General features: G+C 52.7%; 5 protein-coding genes and 1 pseudogene. 1 reads left to right on the top strand and 5 read right to left on the bottom strand.

Features of this window, described 5'->3' with window-relative positions; genetic code table 11:
- From ENTHG_RS24855 to ENTHG_RS23185, 3 genes are all read right to left on the bottom strand, one after another.
- Positions 1–520: TraV family lipoprotein (locus tag ENTHG_RS24855; RefSeq protein WP_081653669.1), on the bottom strand; the 520-nt coding region annotated here is incomplete at its 3' end.
- A gap of 63 nt (positions 521–583) precedes the next feature.
- Positions 584–724, bottom strand: a complete 141-nt coding sequence (locus ENTHG_RS23190; protein ID WP_081653668.1) for a type IV conjugative transfer system protein TraL — start codon at positions 722–724, stop codon at positions 584–586.
- A gap of 2 nt (positions 725–726) precedes the next feature.
- On the bottom strand, positions 727–996 hold the full coding sequence (locus ENTHG_RS23185) for a type IV conjugative transfer system pilin TraA (protein ID WP_071825937.1): 270 nt from the start codon (positions 994–996) through the stop codon (positions 727–729).
- Positions 997–1254: 258 nt separating this feature from the next.
- Between ENTHG_RS23185 and ENTHG_RS23180 the strand changes: the two genes are divergently transcribed.
- Positions 1255–1737 (top strand): hypothetical protein, encoded by a 483-nt coding sequence (locus ENTHG_RS23180; RefSeq protein WP_044185822.1) that lies wholly within the window; start codon positions 1255–1257, stop codon positions 1735–1737.
- Positions 1738–2072: 335 nt separating this feature from the next.
- Here ENTHG_RS23180 and ENTHG_RS26215 read toward each other — a convergent pair whose 3' ends face one another.
- Entirely contained in the window at positions 2073–2159 is an 87-nt protein-coding gene (locus ENTHG_RS26215; RefSeq protein WP_237567540.1) for a Hok/Gef family protein, read from the bottom strand.
- A pseudogene (locus ENTHG_RS26210) lies at positions 2140–2187 on the bottom strand (hypothetical protein); the annotation flags it as partial. The gene ENTHG_RS26215 and the pseudogene ENTHG_RS26210, both read right to left, overlap by 20 nt.
- Positions 2188–2212 lie beyond the last annotated feature (25 nt).

Here is a 2212-nt window from a genome sequence, read left to right as displayed (position 1 = left end):
AAAAGGCACGTTTCGTGGCCATGTACTGACGGCCCCCTTCCGTTCCCTCCAGGGAAATCACATAGTCGCTGCTGGCCCCCTGAGAGCCGTAGCCGGTGACCGCCCAGGCATAGTCGATATGCTGTTCGGCCCGGACACCGGTATCAGGCCTGAGCGGTGTGATGACAGAAGCGGGTCGGGTGAGCGGCGTGACAGGTTTACTCAGGGGCGAAATGGAAGCATGTCGGGCGGCGAGCGGTGCTGACGAGGAAGCACCGGTTGCTGCGACAGAAACGGGACGGGCAGGATTCACCACCGGTGCCGTGTTGTGCAGTGCCGGGAGGGCTTCACCCGCAGGCTTTTTTACTTTCACCGCGTTGTCGATGTCATTAAGGCTTTTTCCCTGGGCGGCGAGTTTGTTGGCCTCAGCCGTTGTCAGGCATTTATCGGTGGCGGTCTTGTTGCAGTCAAAATCTGAGTTCATTCCGGCGCAGCCGGTCAGCGCGCAGCACAGTAGTGCGGCACCCAATAATTTATACATGGATGTCTCCGAAAGGATGATTTATGCGGCAGGTAAGGGGGTTGTCAGAAAAGCAGTGCGTTGTTACGTGTTGTCCGGGTGTCTGTTCGGGCCCTTAACCACTAATGGCACCACGACAATAAACTCATCAATCGGAAGTCCGAGGAAGCGTTCCTGCTGGTTGAGGGTTTCCGGGAAGTTATATTTATCTTCTTCCCCGGCCATAATCAGCTCGCGATGGAGAAACCGACGCGGGTGAAAATGATACAGATGACGAGACCGACAAATACGAGAGGGGAACGAACTTTAATGAAGGTGAAGAGTGCAATAATGATTTCTGAGATATAAAACCATTTAACCAGGGATGAACCGGAACCAAACGTAGAATTTACAGTTGTGTTCTGGGATGACAGCAAATCAGTCCCTGCGGCAAATGACGGGTGAGTAACCAGCAGCGCAAGCGCAATTAGACCTCCTGCCTGAATAAATTTCTTCATCTGAACATTACTGCTTTTTTTGCGAAATAAAGACGCTACCGCCCATCCCTTTCTGGTGCTAAGGGCATTAGCGGAGTGTGGCCCTGACGACCCGGCGAAGACGGGGAGCCGAAGGGGGCATAATGCGGTTGTGTACTTTTAATCTGGACATTATGAAATCCGGCGCAATGCGTCCCTGAAAACGCTGAACCATCACGTTGTCCTGAATATTTTTTAATGCTAACGTATGCGTACATTAGCTTTAACAGAGACTGCTGCATGAGAAACGAAACCAAAGAAGCCATGCATCTATTTCTGGGTGGAAGGTGTTACACCGTTCAAAATCTTGAAAAAGATTATCTTGCCGAGCTTGCCGGATACTGTGATGAACGATGGGAAGCCCCACAGCGTGCAGCACGTCTCGCAGCAGCGGTAAAACGTTACAAGACCTCAGAAATGCTGCGCTTTATTTTCGCCACAATTGCCTATGATCCTGACCCGGATCTCACCCCGTTGACGGTAAAGCGACTTTGCAACGCTCTCTTCGGCAGAACGGGCAGCCAGTGGCTGGTAGTCGAAATTTTCGGAGAAAAGGGTCGCCAGCACCGTAGCAAGGACAGCCATCCGGAGGCCGTGGAAATTATGGCTGCCAGATACCGTCATGCCGCCGGACTGCACTGGTCGGCCACTCTGGCTGAAATCAAACGCGTTAAACGCCTTTACCAGGCAGGCGTTAAGGCTTCCGGAGAGGAAAAGGGTTGATCACTTCTGTCGCTCGTTAATGCTAATGTATGCGTACATTAGCATTAACGTAGTTTACTGAAACGGTATGTAGCCTTAAAAGTACTTTTCCTGATTTCGTTCCCATGGCTGCCCCAATAATGCGGAGGGAACAGAGTGGAAGCGCCGGCGGCGCTGCCGCCCTTCTCCGTTCCCCGGAGGGAAAGAGTCTTTGCGGCGTGATGATGCGTGCAGTGGCAACCGGAAAGAAAAGGGGGCTAGCCAGTCGGACACTGACAGCCCCTTGTAAAGGCGCTTTCGGCTAGCCTGGACTCCATCAGCCCTGAAAAGGCGGGGTTTCCCCCGCCTCCAGGTTGCTACTTACCGGATTCGTAAGCCATTAAAGCGGCCACCTCCCTGCTTCCGTCTCTGTAGCGAATTTCGCAGAGCGATTTTCGCGTCAGCCAGGTGAATATCAGGAGTGTGAGACACACTATCAATACGCACCAGATGAAAG

Origin of the sequence: Phytobacter massiliensis JC163 (genome assembly GCF_000321045.1) — a bacterium.
In the GTDB taxonomy this organism is placed as follows: domain Bacteria; phylum Pseudomonadota; class Gammaproteobacteria; order Enterobacterales; family Enterobacteriaceae; genus Phytobacter_A; species Phytobacter_A massiliensis.
This window is presented reverse-complemented; position numbering and strand designations above follow the sequence as displayed.